The sequence below is a fragment of the Chryseobacterium sp. TQ-BC-N36 genome (assembly GCF_058382295.1).
Genome location: NZ_CM178175.1, coordinates 5223029 through 5238020, shown reverse-complemented (window position 1 = coordinate 5238020; position 14992 = coordinate 5223029). Strand labels below are relative to the sequence as shown.

At 37.3% G+C, this 14992-nt stretch carries 19 protein-coding genes; 14 read left to right on the top strand and 5 right to left on the bottom strand.

Annotation, left to right across the window (positions count from 1 at the left end; genetic code table 11):
* Positions 1–10: 10 nt before the first annotated feature.
* From trpD to AC3FI7_RS23640, 10 genes are all read left to right on the top strand, one after another.
* Positions 11–997, top strand: a complete 987-nt coding sequence (trpD, locus tag AC3FI7_RS23685; protein WP_491462113.1) for an anthranilate phosphoribosyltransferase — start codon at positions 11–13, stop codon at positions 995–997.
* A 58-nt stretch (positions 998–1055) separates the two neighbouring features.
* On the top strand, positions 1056–1829 hold the full coding sequence (gene trpC, locus AC3FI7_RS23680; protein ID WP_491461060.1) for an indole-3-glycerol phosphate synthase TrpC: 774 nt from the start codon (positions 1056–1058) through the stop codon (positions 1827–1829).
* A 14-nt stretch (positions 1830–1843) separates the two neighbouring features.
* Complete coding sequence (locus tag AC3FI7_RS23675) at positions 1844–2542, top strand: phosphoribosylanthranilate isomerase (RefSeq protein ID WP_343657674.1); 699 nt, start codon at positions 1844–1846, stop codon at positions 2540–2542.
* A gap of 15 nt (positions 2543–2557) precedes the next feature.
* Entirely contained in the window at positions 2558–3067 is a 510-nt protein-coding gene (locus tag AC3FI7_RS23670) for a hypothetical protein (protein WP_343657673.1), read from the top strand.
* Complete coding sequence (locus tag AC3FI7_RS23665; RefSeq protein ID WP_142725606.1) at positions 3064–3609, top strand: GNAT family N-acetyltransferase; 546 nt, start codon at positions 3064–3066, stop codon at positions 3607–3609. Before AC3FI7_RS23670 ends, AC3FI7_RS23665 begins: the two co-directional genes overlap by 4 nt.
* 3 nt (positions 3610–3612) lie before the next feature.
* Positions 3613–4791: a tryptophan synthase subunit beta gene (trpB, locus tag AC3FI7_RS23660; RefSeq protein ID WP_491461059.1), complete on the top strand. Its 1179-nt coding sequence runs from the start codon at positions 3613–3615 to the stop codon at positions 4789–4791.
* Positions 4792–5007: 216 nt separating this feature from the next.
* Positions 5008–5742, top strand: a complete 735-nt coding sequence (gene trpA / locus AC3FI7_RS23655) for a tryptophan synthase subunit alpha (protein ID WP_142725604.1) — start codon at positions 5008–5010, stop codon at positions 5740–5742.
* 31 nt (positions 5743–5773) lie between these two features.
* Positions 5774–6502, top strand: coding sequence for a lipoyl(octanoyl) transferase LipB (gene lipB / locus AC3FI7_RS23650; protein ID WP_142725603.1), 729 nt, complete (start codon positions 5774–5776; stop codon positions 6500–6502).
* A gap of 417 nt (positions 6503–6919) precedes the next feature.
* A complete protein-coding gene (locus AC3FI7_RS23645) occupies positions 6920–7879 on the top strand; it encodes a protein-glutamine glutaminase (protein WP_142725602.1) in 960 nt (319 codons plus the stop codon).
* Positions 7880–7949: 70 nt separating this feature from the next.
* Positions 7950–8261 carry a hypothetical protein gene (locus tag AC3FI7_RS23640; RefSeq protein WP_343657668.1) on the top strand — a complete coding sequence of 104 codons (312 nt, stop codon included), beginning with the start codon at positions 7950–7952 and terminating at the stop codon, positions 8259–8261.
* Between the two features lie 6 nt (positions 8262–8267).
* On the opposite strand, the gene AC3FI7_RS23635 is transcribed toward AC3FI7_RS23640, so the two are convergent.
* Positions 8268–9020 carry an SDR family oxidoreductase gene (locus tag AC3FI7_RS23635; RefSeq protein WP_343657667.1) on the bottom strand — a complete coding sequence of 251 codons (753 nt, stop codon included), beginning with the start codon at positions 9018–9020 and terminating at the stop codon, positions 8268–8270.
* A 271-nt stretch (positions 9021–9291) separates the two neighbouring features.
* On the opposite strand from AC3FI7_RS23635, the gene AC3FI7_RS23630 reads away from it, so the two are divergent.
* From AC3FI7_RS23630 to AC3FI7_RS23615, 4 genes are all read left to right on the top strand, one after another.
* On the top strand, positions 9292–9924 hold the full coding sequence (locus AC3FI7_RS23630) for an NAD(P)H-dependent oxidoreductase (protein WP_142725599.1): 633 nt from the start codon (positions 9292–9294) through the stop codon (positions 9922–9924).
* 30 nt (positions 9925–9954) lie between these two features.
* Positions 9955–10389: a MarR family winged helix-turn-helix transcriptional regulator gene (locus AC3FI7_RS23625; RefSeq protein WP_142725598.1), complete on the top strand. Its 435-nt coding sequence runs from the start codon at positions 9955–9957 to the stop codon at positions 10387–10389.
* Complete coding sequence (locus AC3FI7_RS23620; RefSeq protein ID WP_491461058.1) at positions 10390–10815, top strand: organic hydroperoxide resistance protein; 426 nt, start codon at positions 10390–10392, stop codon at positions 10813–10815.
* Positions 10816–10996: 181 nt separating this feature from the next.
* Positions 10997–11431 (top strand): hypothetical protein, encoded by a 435-nt coding sequence (locus tag AC3FI7_RS23615; RefSeq protein WP_491461057.1) that lies wholly within the window; start codon positions 10997–10999, stop codon positions 11429–11431.
* An 83-nt stretch (positions 11432–11514) separates the two neighbouring features.
* Here the strand turns inward: AC3FI7_RS23615 and AC3FI7_RS23610 are convergent, their stop codons facing one another.
* From AC3FI7_RS23610 to AC3FI7_RS23595, 4 genes are all read right to left on the bottom strand, one after another.
* The gene (locus AC3FI7_RS23610) at positions 11515–12150 is read right to left on the bottom strand and encodes a peptide deformylase (protein ID WP_142725595.1); all 636 of its coding nucleotides are present in this window, start codon (positions 12148–12150) and stop codon (positions 11515–11517) included.
* Between the two features lie 161 nt (positions 12151–12311).
* The gene (locus tag AC3FI7_RS23605; RefSeq protein WP_142725594.1) at positions 12312–13184 is read right to left on the bottom strand and encodes a ChaN family lipoprotein; all 873 of its coding nucleotides are present in this window, start codon (positions 13182–13184) and stop codon (positions 12312–12314) included.
* Between the two features lie 122 nt (positions 13185–13306).
* The gene (locus AC3FI7_RS23600; protein ID WP_142725593.1) at positions 13307–14335 is read right to left on the bottom strand and encodes a hemin-degrading factor; all 1029 of its coding nucleotides are present in this window, start codon (positions 14333–14335) and stop codon (positions 13307–13309) included.
* A 4-nt stretch (positions 14336–14339) separates the two neighbouring features.
* Entirely contained in the window at positions 14340–14990 is a 651-nt protein-coding gene (locus AC3FI7_RS23595; RefSeq protein ID WP_142725592.1) for a class I SAM-dependent methyltransferase, read from the bottom strand.
* Between the last annotated feature and the right edge of the window lie 2 nt (positions 14991–14992).

The following is a 14992-nucleotide window of genomic DNA, read 5'->3' as shown; positions in this document are numbered from 1 at the left end:
AACCCCTCAAATGAAAGAAATCCTGCAATACCTGTTTAACCATAATACGCTGTCAAAATCAGAAGCTAAAGCTACCATGATCGAGATTGCACAGAATAAATTCAATGCCGCAGAGGTAACAGCATTCATCAGTGTTTTCCTGATGAGAAATATTACCCTGAAAGAACTGGAAGGTTTCAGAGAAGCTCTATTACAAATGGCTGTGCCTGTACATATCAATGCTGATGACGCCATTGATATTGTAGGAACCGGGGGTGATGGAAAAGACACTATTAATATCTCCACACTGGCCAGCTTTGTGGTGGCCGGAACCGGGCAAAAGGTAACGAAACACGGGAACTACGGTGCGTCCACCACTACAGGTTCATCTAATGTTCTGGAGGAACTGGGATATCTGTTTAAAAACAGCTCGGAACAATTGAATGAAGATCTTGAAAGAGCCAACATCTGCTTTTTGCATGCTCCATACTTCCATCCTGCGCTGCAGTCCGTGGGGTTGTTGAGAAAATCTCTGGGATTAAGAACATTTTTTAATCTGCTGGGTCCGTTAGTGAATCCTGCAAAACCTAAATATTCAATGATCGGAGTATATAATCTTGAAATTGCCAGAATTTACCAGTATCTTCTGCAAAAAGAGGAACGTGACTTTGTTCTGGTGCATGGACTGGATGGGTATGATGAGATAAGCCTTACCGGCGACAGCAAGATCATTACCAAAAACGGTGAGGAAATCTATTCTGCTGAAGACTTAGGCTTCAATCCTGTAACGCTGGAAGATATTAAAGCAGGAAACTCTATCCAGGAGACAGCAAAAATATTTATGAATATTTTGGAGGGAAAAGGTACGGAACAGCAGAACTCTGTAATCCTTGCCAATGCATCAACAGCACTTTACAACACCCATAAATTCGGGACCTATGATGACTGCCTGCTGTTAGCCCAGGAAAGCCTGCTGAGCGGAAAAGCATTGAATAGTTTTAATCTTCTGATCCATTAAGATTCACCATTCACTTGCAAAGCAAAATTCACTATTGACCACATTACAGACACACAAAATGACTATACTGGATAAAATTATTGAACGAAAAAAAGAGGAAGTTGCTGCAGCAAAATTACGCATTTCCCTTGACCGATTAAAAGACGCAGCTTTTTTTGGAAGGCCAACATATTCACTGAAAGAATCCATCAAAAATAAAAGTGGAATTATCGCTGAGTTTAAGAGACAGTCGCCATCAAAAGGAATTATCAACAATAATGTTGAGCCTTTAGAAGTTGTTTCTGCTTATGAAAAATTTGGAGCCAGTGGAATTTCTATCCTCACTGATCATGATTTTTTCGGAGGAAATTTAAATGATGTTCTCAGTGTAAGAAATGACATCAACATACCGATTCTGCGTAAAGATTTCATGATTGATGAGTACCAGTTTTATGAAGCTAAAAGTATTGGTGCTGATGTTGTACTACTGATCGCATCTTGCCTTTCACCAGCTCAGGTTCAGGAATTTACAGACTTAGCCCACGAACTGAAAATGGAGGTTTTGCTGGAAATTCATACCGACGATGAACTGAAACACTTCAATTCAAAAATCGACTTAGTTGGGATCAATAACAGGAATCTTAAAGATTTTAAAGTAGATCTGCAGCATTCTGTTCAGCTGAAAAACCAGCTTCCAAAAGGCGTTTTGTCGGTTGCAGAAAGCGGCATTTACAGTCTGGAAGATTTTCAATTTTTAAAAGAAAAAGGATTTGACGGCTTCCTGATGGGTGAATATTTTATGAAAAATACAAGTCCGGCTAAAGCTTTTGAAGAATTTTCTTCTCAAATTTAAAATAAAAATCAACTATGAACCTCCAGCCTCCAATTTTAAACCTGCCCTCTCAGCTCAAAGTCTGCGGTCTTACAAAACCTCATCAGATTCAGGAGTTGATTTCTATGAATATCAACTTCCTCGGCTTTATCTTTTATGAAAAATCACCGAGATATGTTTTGAATCATCTGAGTCTGGAAGAGATTTCAGCCATTGATCATCATGGAAAAACAGGTGTCTTTGTGAATGAAGATATAGGTCGTATTCTAAACACTGCTCAAAAAGCAGGATTGAATTTTGTTCAGCTTCACGGCGATGAAAGTGATGATTTTATTGTTGAACTAAGACAAAAGCTGAATCCGGAAGTCGGCATTATTAAAGTCATCAGAATAGGAAACAATGCAGTTGAAAATAAAATTAAAATAACGAAAGCTTTTAATTTTCAACAGAGAATCTGCAACCTGCAACCTGTCACCTATTATCTTTTTGATACCGACAGCAAAGCCTTTGGCGGAACGGGAACACAATTCGACTGGAATATTCTGAATGAATTTACAATTCCTCTTCCCTACTTTTTAAGTGGTGGTATTTCAGAAGAAAACATGGGGAATATTACAACATTAAAACAACAGCCTTTTGCTTTGGATATTAACTCAAAATTTGAAACAGAGCCTGGTAATAAAGATATTGAAAGGATAAAAGAATTTAAAAACCTGTATCAGCAGAATAGATAATTAAAAAACACAGTGATGAACATACATTTGCTAAAAAAAACATTTTATAAAACACTGTTTCCGCCTAAATTCGGAAATGAAAAAATCCAGAACCTGTACCACTTTGTTACGGAGAACGACAGCAATATCGAACACTGGGAAGTTGGTGGATTATTGTCCGAATTTATAAGTATTATTAAAGATTTTGAAGAAAATGATATCCAGTATTTTTTTGAAAGAATCAGCCTGTGGAACAGCTATTATCTGGTTATTATTTCGGATAAGTTTTTAGAAAACCATGTCAGATCAGTGATAAAGTATGATTTAGGATTAATTTATGCTAAAATATTTTTACTTTACGACGATTCTGATTCTTACTATCTGATTGATAATCTCGAAATTGCCATCACAATGTATCAGTCAAAAATAGATAAAGCAACCTTAATAGATTTACTACACAAAATTGAGTTGTTATATTATAAAAAACTGATCACCAAACAACAATATGATTACCATCTTACATTTATTAATAGTTTAAATCCATGAAATATCAGATCAAAGAAACCAGAGATTTAAAGGAAAAAGAAATAGAACATATTTTGCAGCTATGGGATATTTCTGCATGGAACGCCATGAAATCTGCCTATTTTATTACTTTTTTCAAAGATTCGGAATTTCATTTCCTGCTGGATGCGGATGAAAATGTACTGGCGGTTATGCGGGTGAATTTTGATTTTACCTTAAAAATAGCAGATAATGAATATTCCTTTGCGGAGGTAGTAGGACTTGTTTCCGCTCATAAAAAGAAAGGATATGGAGCAGCGTTGGTTCGTCATTTCAAAGAAAATGCTGTACAAAGAAATCTGGAGGCAATAGGTTTCTGTCATTCAGATCTGCGTCCTTTTTATGAAAAATGTGATATAGAAATTCTCCATGACAAAGCCAAGATGATCAAAGAAAGTATCGGCTCGGAATGGGTGAATTCTGAAGATGATGATATCCTGATTTTTCATACAACACAGGAAAGAAAAGAACTGCTCAACCAGCTTAGTTCTCAAAACAATGCTTACTTAATAACTAAAGAATAAAAAATGAATTATAAAAACCCCGATGAGCACGGATATTATGGAGAATTTGGAGGAGCTTTTATCCCCGAAATGCTCTATCCGAATATAGAAGAATTACAAAAGAATTACCTTCAGATTATAGAATCCGAAGATTTTCAGGCTGAATATCAGGATTTGCTTACAAATTATGTAGGCCGCGCTACACCACTATATTTTGCTAAAAACCTGAGCCAAAAATACAATACTCAGATCTATCTGAAGCGTGAAGACCTCAACCATACCGGAGCTCATAAAATCAATAACGCTCTGGGACAGGTACTTCTGGCAAAACGTCTCGGAAAAACAAGAATTATTGCTGAAACCGGAGCCGGACAGCATGGTGTTGCCACTGCGACAGCCTGTGCTTTATTAGGTTTGGAATGCATCATTTATATGGGAGAAATTGACATCCAGAGACAGGCCCCGAATGTCGCAAGAATGAAAATGCTGGGAGCCGAAGTTGTCGCTGCCACTTCAGGTTCAAAAACCCTGAAAGATGCAGTGAACGAAGCCCTGAGAGACTGGATCAACAATCCTGTAACCACTCATTATGTGATTGGAAGTGTGGTTGGCCCCCACCCGTTCCCGGATCTTGTGGCAAGATTCCAGAGTATCATTTCAAAAGAAATCAGAGAACAGCTTAAGGAAAAGATCGGAAGAGAAAATCCTGATTATGTGATTGCCTGTGTAGGTGGAGGGAGTAATGCTGCCGGGACTTTCTATCATTTTGTAGAAGAAAAGGAAGTAAAAATTATTGCTGCGGAAGCAGGAGGACTGGGAGTAGATTCCGGAAAATCTGCTGCCACAACTTTTTTAGGAACGCTTGGTGTGCTTCACGGAAGCAAAAGCCTTGTGATGCAGACGGAAGACGGACAGGTTATTGAACCGCATTCAATTTCCGCAGGACTGGATTATCCAGGAATAGGACCTTTCCATGCGCATTTATTCAAAGAAAAAAGAGCTGAATTCTTTAGCATTAATGATAACGAAGCCTTAAAATGTGCTTTTGAACTGACCAGGCTGGAAGGAATTATTCCGGCACTGGAAAGTTCTCACGCTTTGGCAGTTTTAGACAAGAAGAAATTTAATGAAAATGATATTGTTGTTATTTGTCTGAGTGGCCGTGGAGATAAGGATATGGAAACGTATCTTAAGAATCTGTAAAATGTCGGATGTAAAATGTACAATGTATTTTCTCCGCTGACTTTAATGCCTACTTTATACATTGTATCTGGTACACTATACTTTATACATTGTACTTTATACTTTGTACATTGTACTTTATACTTTGTACATTATACATTATACATTATACATTATACATTATACATTATACATTATACATTATACTTTGTACATTATACTTTAATACAATAAAAAATGAAAAAACTAAATATATACTTCACAGCAGGAATTCCACAACTGGAAGATACCGCTGATATCATAAAACTGATTCAGGATTCCGGAGCAGATATGATCGAGATCGGAATGCCTTATTCTGATCCTGTAGCTGACGGACCTGTGATTCAGAAAGCCCACGAACTGGCTTTACAAAACGGAATGACCATTGAAAAACTATTGTCACAATTGAAAGCCATCAAAAATGAAATCAGAATTCCGGTTATCCTGATGGGCTACATTAATCCGGTATTGAGTTTCGGATTTGAAAAGTTCTGTGCTGCATGTGCAGAAAGCGGTGTTTCAGGGTTGATTCTTCCGGATCTTCCTCCTATTGAGTTTGAGAAAAATTACCAGCATATTTTAAAACAGTATCATCTTAATTTCACCTTTCTGGTAACTCCGGAGACTTCTGATGAAAGGATGATCTATCTGGATTCTTTAAGTTCAGGTTTCCTTTATGCAGTAAGCTCTTCTTCTACCACCGGAAAAGAGAATGCCGTTGTAAAAAATGAATCTTACCTTTCCAGAATAGCATCTCTTCCGCTTAAAAACCCTGTAATGATCGGATTTGGGATTAAGTCAAAAAAAGATTTTGAAAATGTAACAGAAAAAGCAGATGGCGGGATTATCGGGACAGCCTTTGTCAATATCCTGCTTCAGAATAAAGACTGGAAGAAGAGTGCCATAGATTTTATCCATTCCATAAAAGGGTAAAATTCACTAAATTTGTATATCAAAAATTGAAATGAATACAAATCAGAATAAAGCAGTAGAATTTGAAGATTTAGGCATCAGAGAATATCAGCCGGCCTGGGATTACCAGGAGCAACTGATGAAAAACATCATTGATACCAAAATCAAAAACAGGGATCTTCCTGCAGAAAAGCATAGTATTACTCCCAACCACCTTCTTTTTGTAGAGCATCCACACGTTTATACGTTGGGAAAGAGCGGGCACGAAGAAAATATGCTTGCCGGCATTGACAAACTGAAAGAAATAGATGCCACTTTTGTAAAGGTAAACCGTGGTGGAGATATTACGTATCACGGCTACGGACAGGTTGTGGGCTACCCTATTCTTGATCTGGAAAACTTTTTCACAGATATTCATTTATATATGAGGAATCTGGAAGAAGTGATCATCAGAACCATTGCCGAATATGGTATTAAAGGTGAACGCTCGCCGGGAGAAACGGGTGTCTGGCTGGATGTGGGAAAACCTTATGCGAGAAAAATGTGTGCGATGGGAGTGAAAGCATCCCGATGGGTAACCCTTCACGGTTTTGCATTGAATGTGAATACAGACATGCGTTATTTTGAATATATTATTCCATGCGGAATCAAAGATAAACAGGTTACTTCCTTAAAAAGAGAGCTTGAAAGAGAACTCACCCCCGAAGAAATGGAAGAACTGAAAGCAAAGATCAGGAAACATTTCGCAGATGTTTTCCAGGCAGAATTAATTTATAAATAATCAGAACATTTTATTAAGATATAAGAAAACCAGTTTCAATAATTGAAACTGGTTTTCTAGTTTAATCCATATTACATAGCTTAGATTCCTACGGAATGGACAAAATGAATGGATAATTGATCCCTAAAATAAGGGTGTTTTTAGTATATATCTTTACTCGCTTTGTCCATTCCCTAGAAATCCGGACCGTTAAATAACAAATTTCACAATTTAAAAATTCTTACTTTCTCTGAATCTCCTATCAAAATCATTAGTTTTTTAATTGTTTTCAATATTATACAATCAAAATACAGCAGAATAATATTTTTTGAAAAAAATCTTGCATATGTTTTAAATTTTATTAATTTTAATATCACAAATAAGTGAACTATTTTAATTTGAAAGTTCGCTAAAACTAAACACCAAAATATAAAAACTATGAAAAAATTTCTGTTATCCATGATGGCATTCGTGACTATCCTGTCATTCAATGCCTGTTCGGATTCAAATGCCAACCAGGATCCGAATCTTGTCGCCAAGGAATCTAATGAGATCGCTATGAAAGATTTCGGCAAAACTGTCCCGGTAGGGATTGAAAAAGAAGATGGAAAATTTAAAATCTCTTTTATGGTTACTGCCCAGCCATACCAAATCAAAGACAGTAAAGAAAATGCAGCCTATATTTCAATGATCAGACAGGCGGTTGAGAGCGAAACTCCTGTTCATATTTTCCTGAAAGCCAACACAAATGAAATTGCAAAGGTGGACAGAGCGACTGATGAAGATATCCGATATTTCAAATCTGTATTCAATAAAGAAGAAAGGGGCGAAAGCAACAAAGCAGTCAGTGTTATTCCTAATCTGGCGACACTGAACAGTCTGTTTGCCCAGATTAAGAATCAGGCTTGCGGGACTTCTACGGCATCTTCCCCATGCATCACGTTCAGATATCCTGTTGACGGATGCTATGCAAGAGCTCATAAAATGAGACAGATACTGTTGAATGCGGGCTACGACTGTGAAAAGCAGTTCGTGTATGGTAATCTGAGGGCATCTACTGGAACATGCTGCGTATCATGGGTATACCATGTAGCGATTCTGGTAAGTTTCAAAAATGCTTCAGGAGTCGTTGAAAAGAGAATTATAGATCCATCATTATTCTCCAGCGGTCCTGTAACTGATTCTGCATGGAGAGCTGCATGTACCAACACCAGCTGTGGATCTGCGTCTGTATCTTCTTATGCCAATACAGCAGGAAATGTCTACTACAGAAGCCCGTCAGGTTCATTACTGTATGATAACAACTATGTCAATACCAATTGTGTATTGAATATATTCTCATCCCTTTCAGGGTGTTCCCCTTCCCCTGCACCTAGTGTAGCAAGCTGTGGATTTTAACTGACTTATATAAAGCTCCTGCAATTATTTTGGTACATTGCAGGAGCATTTTTACTTAATACTTTTCATTATGAAAGCCTGGTCACAACTATTATTACTTCTTATTATGATTATATCCTGTTCGGGTAATTCCGGTTCGCAAAACTTAACATGGTATCATAATGCCACTATTTCAGATATCACCGAAGATCCGGACAAACCTAATGAAGTCGTACGCGTTGCCATCGGAATCAGTGCTCAGGTATTTTATCTTTCAAAAAAATCACCGGATTATAAAACTCTTATGGAAAAGGCAACCCAAAGCTTGAAAAAAAGTAAGGCTTATGATATAGGTATTGAAAATAAAACCAATATCATCAAAGAAATTAATGAGATCAAATAACCAGGATCATCTGATTACGGAAATACCGGCATCTACTTTTATTTCAGCACCGTGAATGTATGAAGCTTCCTCCGAAGCCAGAAACAGCACTACATTGGCTATTTCTGAGGGTTCCCCCTGCCTTTTAAACGGGATGGTAGGAATAATATCATCGATTGCATTCTCAATCTGTTCTCCACTCAGACCTGTATTATTAAAAATATTGGTTTTAATATGTCCGGGACTTACTCCATTGACACGGATGCCGCGCTCTGTAAGCTCTACTGCAAAAGTTTTGATGAATGACTGTACTGCAGACTTGGCCGCAGAATACACCGAAAAATTAGGCATAGCAATATCGGTGGCTACTGAAGTATTGAAAATAACGGAACTTCCATTTTTCATTAATGGCAACATTTGCTGTACTGTAAAAAACGGACCTTTTACCAGCACATTGAAGAGTTCATCAAACTGATTTTCATCCACATAGTCTACAGGAGCAAACTTTCCGTAGCCTGCATTGGCAAAAACCAGATCAATATGTTCTGTATATTTTCTGACTTCCTGCTGAAGGCCCATCAGATCTTTTACATTTCCAGCATTGGAAACGATTCCGGAAGCATTTTTTCCAAGGCTTTCCAAAGCAATATTGACAGTTTCTTCACTCCTTCCTGTAATAATCACCGTTCCTCCTTCCTCAATGAATTTCTGAGCTGTAGCCAACCCCATTCCATTCGTTCCACCTGTAATTAAGGCAGTTTTGTTTTTAAATCTCTGCATTGTTTTTAGTTTAAAATTCTATGGCAAAGATTGGAATAGTGATTGTTTCATAAAATCCGAATCGTGTGGAATTGATTGGAAAGTGAATAATGCAATTTACCGTTTCGCTCTTTTACCATTTTAAAGTTTATCAATAATTACCATCAATAAAATCTTTCAAAATTAAATTGTGTACAATTTAATTGGTCTTATATTTGTACAGTCAATTGAGTTCAATGTAAAAACTGAACTGATAAATAAAAAGCAGTTTAATTTAAAAACAAAAAGAAAAATGTCATTAATAGAAAATCTAAACTGGAGACATGCTGTAAAAGCTTACGATCCAACCAAAAAAGTTTCACAGGAAGACCTTAACACTATTTTAGAAGCAGCAAGACTGGCTCCTACTTCATCAGGATTACAGCCTTTCCGGGTTATTGTAGTGGAAAGCCAGGAGCTCAAAGAAAAAATGGTAGCCGGAGCTTTAAACCCTGAAGTAATGAGAGATTCTTCTCACGTTTTGGTTTTTGCTGCATGGGACAGTTATTCTAATGAAAAAATTGACAAAGTTTACGATTATCATACTGACGTAAGAGATCTTCCAAGAGGACGTTTCGGAAGCTATACTGATAAAATCAAAGAAATATACGGTGCACAGACTCCCGAAGAGCACTTTGCACACACTGCACGCCAGACTTATATTGCATTAGGAATTGCTCTTGCCCAGGCTGCAGAACTTAAAATCGACAGTACACCGGCAGAAGGCTTCAGCAATGAGATTGTAGATGAAGTACTGGGATTGAGAGAACTGGGATTAAAAAGCGTAAGTCTTTTATATCTCGGATACCGTGATGAAGCTAATGACTGGCTTTCTACCATGAAAAAAGTCAGAATTCCAATGGATGAATTTATCATAAAAAAATAATAATTCATCAAATCTTTCGTACTCAAAATTATGGAAAATCCAAAAACACCCAAATTAGAAAACCAGATCTGCTTTCCGCTGTATGTCATTGCCAAAGAGATTACCGGGCTTTATCGTCCTTTTCTTGATGAATTGGACATTACCTACCCACAGTATCTTGTGATGATGATCTTATGGGATGGAGACGGGCTTACCGTAAGCCATATCGGTGAAAAGCTTTTTCTGGACAGCGGTACTTTAACCCCTCTCCTTAAAAGACTGGAGTCTAAAGGGTTTATTATCCGAAAAAGAAAAAAAGAGGACGAAAGAGTGGTCGAAGTATTTTTAGACGAAGCCGGGAAACAGCTTCAGCAGAAGGCTTGTGAAATTCCGGGAAAAATTCAGAAAAAACTGGGAATACAGCCGGAAGAGCTGCTGCATCTTAAAGATGTGGTACTTAAAATATTAAACAAAATAGAAAAATAAATGAAAACGTTATATACAACCCAGGTAACTGCCAAAGGAGGAAGAAACGGACATGTAAAGAGTGAAAACGGAGTATTGGATCTTGATGTAAGAATGCCGAAAGCTTTAGGAGGTGCCAATGATGATTTTGCCAATCCTGAAATGCTTTTTGCAGCCGGATATTCTTCATGTTTCGACAGTGCTCTGAACAGAGTGATCAGTCTTTCTAAAGTGAAAACAGGAGAAACAACAGTAACAGCTCAGGTAAGCATAGGACAGCTTGAGAATGGCGGTTTCGGACTGGCAGCAGAACTGAATGTCAATATTCCTGGTGTTTCTATTGAAGAAGCACAGGCTCTGACAGAAAAAGCACACCAGATCTGTCCATATTCCAATGCGACAAGAAACAATATGGAAGTAAAGCTTTCTGTGACCAACAACAATTGATCCAATTTTTTAAGCATAGTTATAACGAAAGGAGCTGTTTCCATGGAAACAGCTCCTTTTTATTTTTTTATTTTCCCACAGAGTACGCTGATGACGCAGATGATTGAGGATAATTTTATGTATACTATATAATGCTTAAGAATATCATTTATAATTCATCATTATTGAATATTTTTACGTAATGGAAATCATTATAGATATTGTTTGCCAGGTGTATGCAGGGCGAAAATCAAGAAAGACTATCGATTTGGTGTTGAATACATTTCTTCCCGTATATGAAAAATTAAATCTCAATTATACTTTCCCAAGGCACGACAAAGATTATATTTTTAAAACAGAGGACGAAATGATTGGTTATTTCATCGAAAACCCGGCCATTGACCAAACTTTTTACTGGAATAAATACCATGATAATCCAGAAAAAATAATGGTGGGCGCCAATATTACAGATGATGACAGGCTTATTATGAGCCTAACAATGGACACTACGGAAGAGAAAAGAGATATGTACTTCAATAAGCTAAAAGAAGTTTTACAATCAGATATCGGGGTAATTACCTATGTGTATCCCGCAGGTTATGAAGATGGAGAAGATTTTATTATAAAATATGGATAGAAAACAGAAATATACTTAACCTTACAACAACTTTCTCATCATTCAGCATTCATAACTCATCACTTATAATTCATCATTCATCATTACCTCCTGTCTTTATTTACGTCACTTTTCTGATAGGCATCTACCTTTTTATAAGAATCGTTTTTTTCTTTTTCCTTTTTATCGGAAATCAGAATTCCGAAAAGGTGGTCAATTTCATGCTGAAAAATAACTGCAGTGAAACCCTCTACAATTTCCGAATATTTCTGTCCTTTCAGATCCACATATTCCAGTTGGATGACTTTGCTTCTGTAGAACTGATCTCTGAAATCAGGAATGGAAAGATCACCTTCAGGGCCAAGATTCTGCAGATCGGAACGCCAAACAATCACCGGGTTGATAAAGTATTCCAACGGGGTTCCTTCTTTATCAAAACGCTGTACCCAAATAATCTTTCTGTTGATTCCCACCTGAGGAGCAGCAATTCCTACTCCGCCATCTGTGGACAGCAGAGATTCTTTCATTCTTTTTACCAGAACAGCCGTATTCGGATCAAGAGGATCTGCTTCTGAAGAAATGCTCAGCAATGTTTTATGCTGATTGGAATCAGTAGTCTGATAGATTGGTAAAGCGGCATTCACATCTCCCTGATTAATGATAGAAAGCTCATGGGAAGTAAGTTTCTGGGCGTTGAAAAATCCAATAAAAAAGATCAGCAGTACGGAAAGTTTCTTCATGTTTTTTTAAATGTATAACAAAGGTAAAAATTGTAGAATAAAAATGATGAAACAGTATTCAATAATTATGGTTTAGGCTAAAGCCAATGGAATCTGGTGTAAAAAATAAACGGGCTAAAGCCCGTTCCTATTGAATATTTTTCAGTCTAACTGTTGAAAGTTTAAAAAGTCTTTGTCATATCTCCTGGGATTATCAGATTGAAGTCTGTCGGGATATACTCTTTGGAAGGCACTTTCAGTTCTGGATCATCAGATTCAAAAACAGAGATGACCGCCATTTTCAGATCAGGGTTTTTCTGTTTGATATACCAATAGATTCCTCCGAATTCTTTGCTGTGATAGTTTCCGTTATAATGGATAAATGTTTTTCCTGAATGAAAATTCTTCAGGATAGATTCCGCCATTGTGGCGTCTTTTGTAGCCTGAGCTGAGATAAAATTCATCACTTTTGTACCTTCCGCATGATCACCCATCATTTTTTTCATTTCAGGATATCCAGGAGTATCCAATGTAACATTGATGGGCAGCTGCGCAATATAGGTTTTCTCTTTTTCGCTTAATTTATTCAGGGATTCAAGCCCTTCTTTGGCAGTTTGGGAAGCATATCTTCTTGGAATATTCGTGGCGATAAACTTCAGCTTTTTATTTTTGGCAAAATCCACCAAAGGTTTGTAATCTGTCGCATAGTTATTCCATAAACGGGCAGAATCTTTAAATGTTCTGGCATCAAATTTTCCACTTAGATACTGATCCAGCTGAGACTGATTGTCTCTTTCAAACATCTCAGCCCCTAATATAAGCTGACCGTTCTTTTTTGCAAACAGAGCTTCTGTAATTTTAAGCTGAAGCCAGTGGTTGATGGAGCTGTTATGATTTTCACCAAAAAAGACGATGTCATAGCCTGCCAGTTCTCTCACCAGTTTATCTGTCTTGATCTCCTTCCCTTTTTTATCATAAAACTGATATGCCTTAAAGTCCTGTGCCTTCAATGAACAGAAACCGGCCATCAATATTGCTATGAAAATATTTTTCATTTTATTTTTTAATATTTTAATCACAAATTACACAAATATTCCGGCACTTGCAGATCATTTGCCATAAAAAAGACCGCTTTGAATCTTACAAACAAAACGGTCTCATTCAAATCATCTAATTATTATTTCTCTAATGCTGCTACAAGGTCTTTCCATTCCTGCAGCTCTGGGATTCCCGGTTTTCTTTTTCCAAAGAACTGAACGATAAAGTCTCCTTCACTGTTGAATACCTCGATAGCCGTCACTTCCCCATCTTCAGTTGGTTTTTTAACAATCCAGGCTTCTGCGATCTTCGTTACATCAAGGTGCAGGTTAAAATCAGGATCCATTACATTGAACCATTGCTGATGCCAAAGTGTTTTCTTTACATTTCCTGTGTGGATCTGAATAATTCCTCTGTTTCCAACAAAAATCATGATTGGAGTGTTGGTTTCGGAAGCATCTTCAAGGACGTTGACCACTTTAGCATTATCAATTTTTCTGGCAAATCCTTCCGGAGCCAATCTTAATGCCTGAGTTCTGCTTACTCCGTATTTTCTGGTCATCATGAAGAAATCATGGGTGTCTTTCAGTTCTGTCCATGCCTTTTTGAAACCTTCCACATCAATTTCTGAATCTGCTTTTTCTGCCTGCTTAGGCGCTACTGCTTCAAAAACGAATGGCTGGTTCTGATCTTCTGACTTGTATTTTTCAACGATAGCATCAAAAGCATTTTCATTACTGTCTTTAGTCAGATAAATCTTATGAAGTGCTAATCCATCTTTTCCGAAAAACTGAAGGCTTTTCTTATCTCCTTCCACTACTGCAAAAGCAAATTTCCAATGGTTAAGGAAGATTCTTAGATCGATATCTTCCCCCACAAAAAGCTGTGCATGTGGACTGCTGAAATCACCATTCAGATAGGTTCCTTTTCTTTCATGAACACACTCATCGTTACGGGTAAGCGCCATGACTTTTCCAAGCTGCCCGGCTTCCGTAAGGATTCCCTGGAAATCAGGGTTCAGCACTGTTACACCTTCACCTATGCCGGTCACTAATAATTCCGCTTCACTTACGTCTAACTGTGCAGCTGCATTTCTTATTCTGATATGTGGATTTTCCACCTTCAGAGCTTCCCATTTTTCCTTTAAATCATTAACTAATGTGCTCATTATTTTATTTTTTTATGGTTAAAATTGTATACATTCTTCGTATGGTTTCGTTTCCTGTTTTACTTTTTATTTCTTCTTCTTTTTCAGAAATTTTCATTCTTTTAAAATGGCTTTTAGAGATCAGTTCTTCCATTTCACCGTTGCTGTACAAAGTGAAATCGTATTCTGTGAATGGCAGTTTTTCCATGAACTCTCTTTGTCCGAACGTAAGAACAAACGTTCCTTCATCTTTTAAAACCCTGTAAATCTCATTTAAAAATGCTTCCGGATTTTCCCAGAAATACACGGTATTGACTGTAAATATTTTATCGAAAGTTCTGTCCTGAAAAGGAAGTTTCTTTCCTTCATACCATACAAAATCTGCCTGACTTTCAAATTCTTTATTGAGTTTTTGGGCTTCATGATGCATGGTCTCAGAAATATCAATCCCTGTATACCTGAGGTTTTGGGCAAGATTCATTATACTTTTCAGATGTCCGGCATTTCCGTGTCCTATTTCAAGGATATGCTGGTCATCTTCTATCACTAGTTTTTTAATACTTTCTAACGTCATGCTGATGTTAGTGGCATTCATCATTTCGCCAATCTCGATTCCTTTTTCTCCCTGTGGATTGGCAAGATTCTGCGCCAGGATTTTGAGTTCTTCTTTTTCCATGG

Coding starts and splice junctions, on each gene's coding strand:
- trpA (WP_142725604.1), top strand. CDS start 5,008: ATGAAAAAACTAAATATATACTTCACAGCAGGAATTCCACAACTGGAA.
- AC3FI7_RS23675 (WP_343657674.1), top strand. CDS start 1,844: ATGAACCTCCAGCCTCCAATTTTAAACCTGCCCTCTCAGCTCAAAGTC.
- AC3FI7_RS23645 (WP_142725602.1), top strand. CDS start 6,920: ATGAAAAAATTTCTGTTATCCATGATGGCATTCGTGACTATCCTGTCA.
- AC3FI7_RS23600 (WP_142725593.1), bottom strand. CDS start 14,335: ATGAGCACATTAGTTAATGATTTAAAGGAAAAATGGGAAGCTCTGAAG.
- AC3FI7_RS23630 (WP_142725599.1), top strand. CDS start 9,292: ATGTCATTAATAGAAAATCTAAACTGGAGACATGCTGTAAAAGCTTAC.
- lipB (WP_142725603.1), top strand. CDS start 5,774: ATGAATACAAATCAGAATAAAGCAGTAGAATTTGAAGATTTAGGCATC.
- AC3FI7_RS23670 (WP_343657673.1), top strand. CDS start 2,558: ATGAACATACATTTGCTAAAAAAAACATTTTATAAAACACTGTTTCCG.
- AC3FI7_RS23595 (WP_142725592.1), bottom strand. CDS start 14,990: ATGGAAAAAGAAGAACTCAAAATCCTGGCGCAGAATCTTGCCAATCCA.
- AC3FI7_RS23625 (WP_142725598.1), top strand. CDS start 9,955: ATGGAAAATCCAAAAACACCCAAATTAGAAAACCAGATCTGCTTTCCG.
- AC3FI7_RS23610 (WP_142725595.1), bottom strand. CDS start 12,150: ATGAAGAAACTTTCCGTACTGCTGATCTTTTTTATTGGATTTTTCAAC.
- AC3FI7_RS23635 (WP_343657667.1), bottom strand. CDS start 9,020: ATGCAGAGATTTAAAAACAAAACTGCCTTAATTACAGGTGGAACGAAT.
- AC3FI7_RS23665 (WP_142725606.1), top strand. CDS start 3,064: ATGAAATATCAGATCAAAGAAACCAGAGATTTAAAGGAAAAAGAAATA.
- AC3FI7_RS23615 (WP_491461057.1), top strand. CDS start 10,997: ATGGAAATCATTATAGATATTGTTTGCCAGGTGTATGCAGGGCGAAAA.
- trpB (WP_491461059.1), top strand. CDS start 3,613: ATGAATTATAAAAACCCCGATGAGCACGGATATTATGGAGAATTTGGA.
- trpD (WP_491462113.1), top strand. CDS start 11: ATGAAAGAAATCCTGCAATACCTGTTTAACCATAATACGCTGTCAAAA.
- AC3FI7_RS23640 (WP_343657668.1), top strand. CDS start 7,950: ATGAAAGCCTGGTCACAACTATTATTACTTCTTATTATGATTATATCC.
- AC3FI7_RS23620 (WP_491461058.1), top strand. CDS start 10,390: ATGAAAACGTTATATACAACCCAGGTAACTGCCAAAGGAGGAAGAAAC.
- AC3FI7_RS23605 (WP_142725594.1), bottom strand. CDS start 13,184: ATGAAAAATATTTTCATAGCAATATTGATGGCCGGTTTCTGTTCATTG.
- trpC (WP_491461060.1), top strand. CDS start 1,056: ATGACTATACTGGATAAAATTATTGAACGAAAAAAAGAGGAAGTTGCT.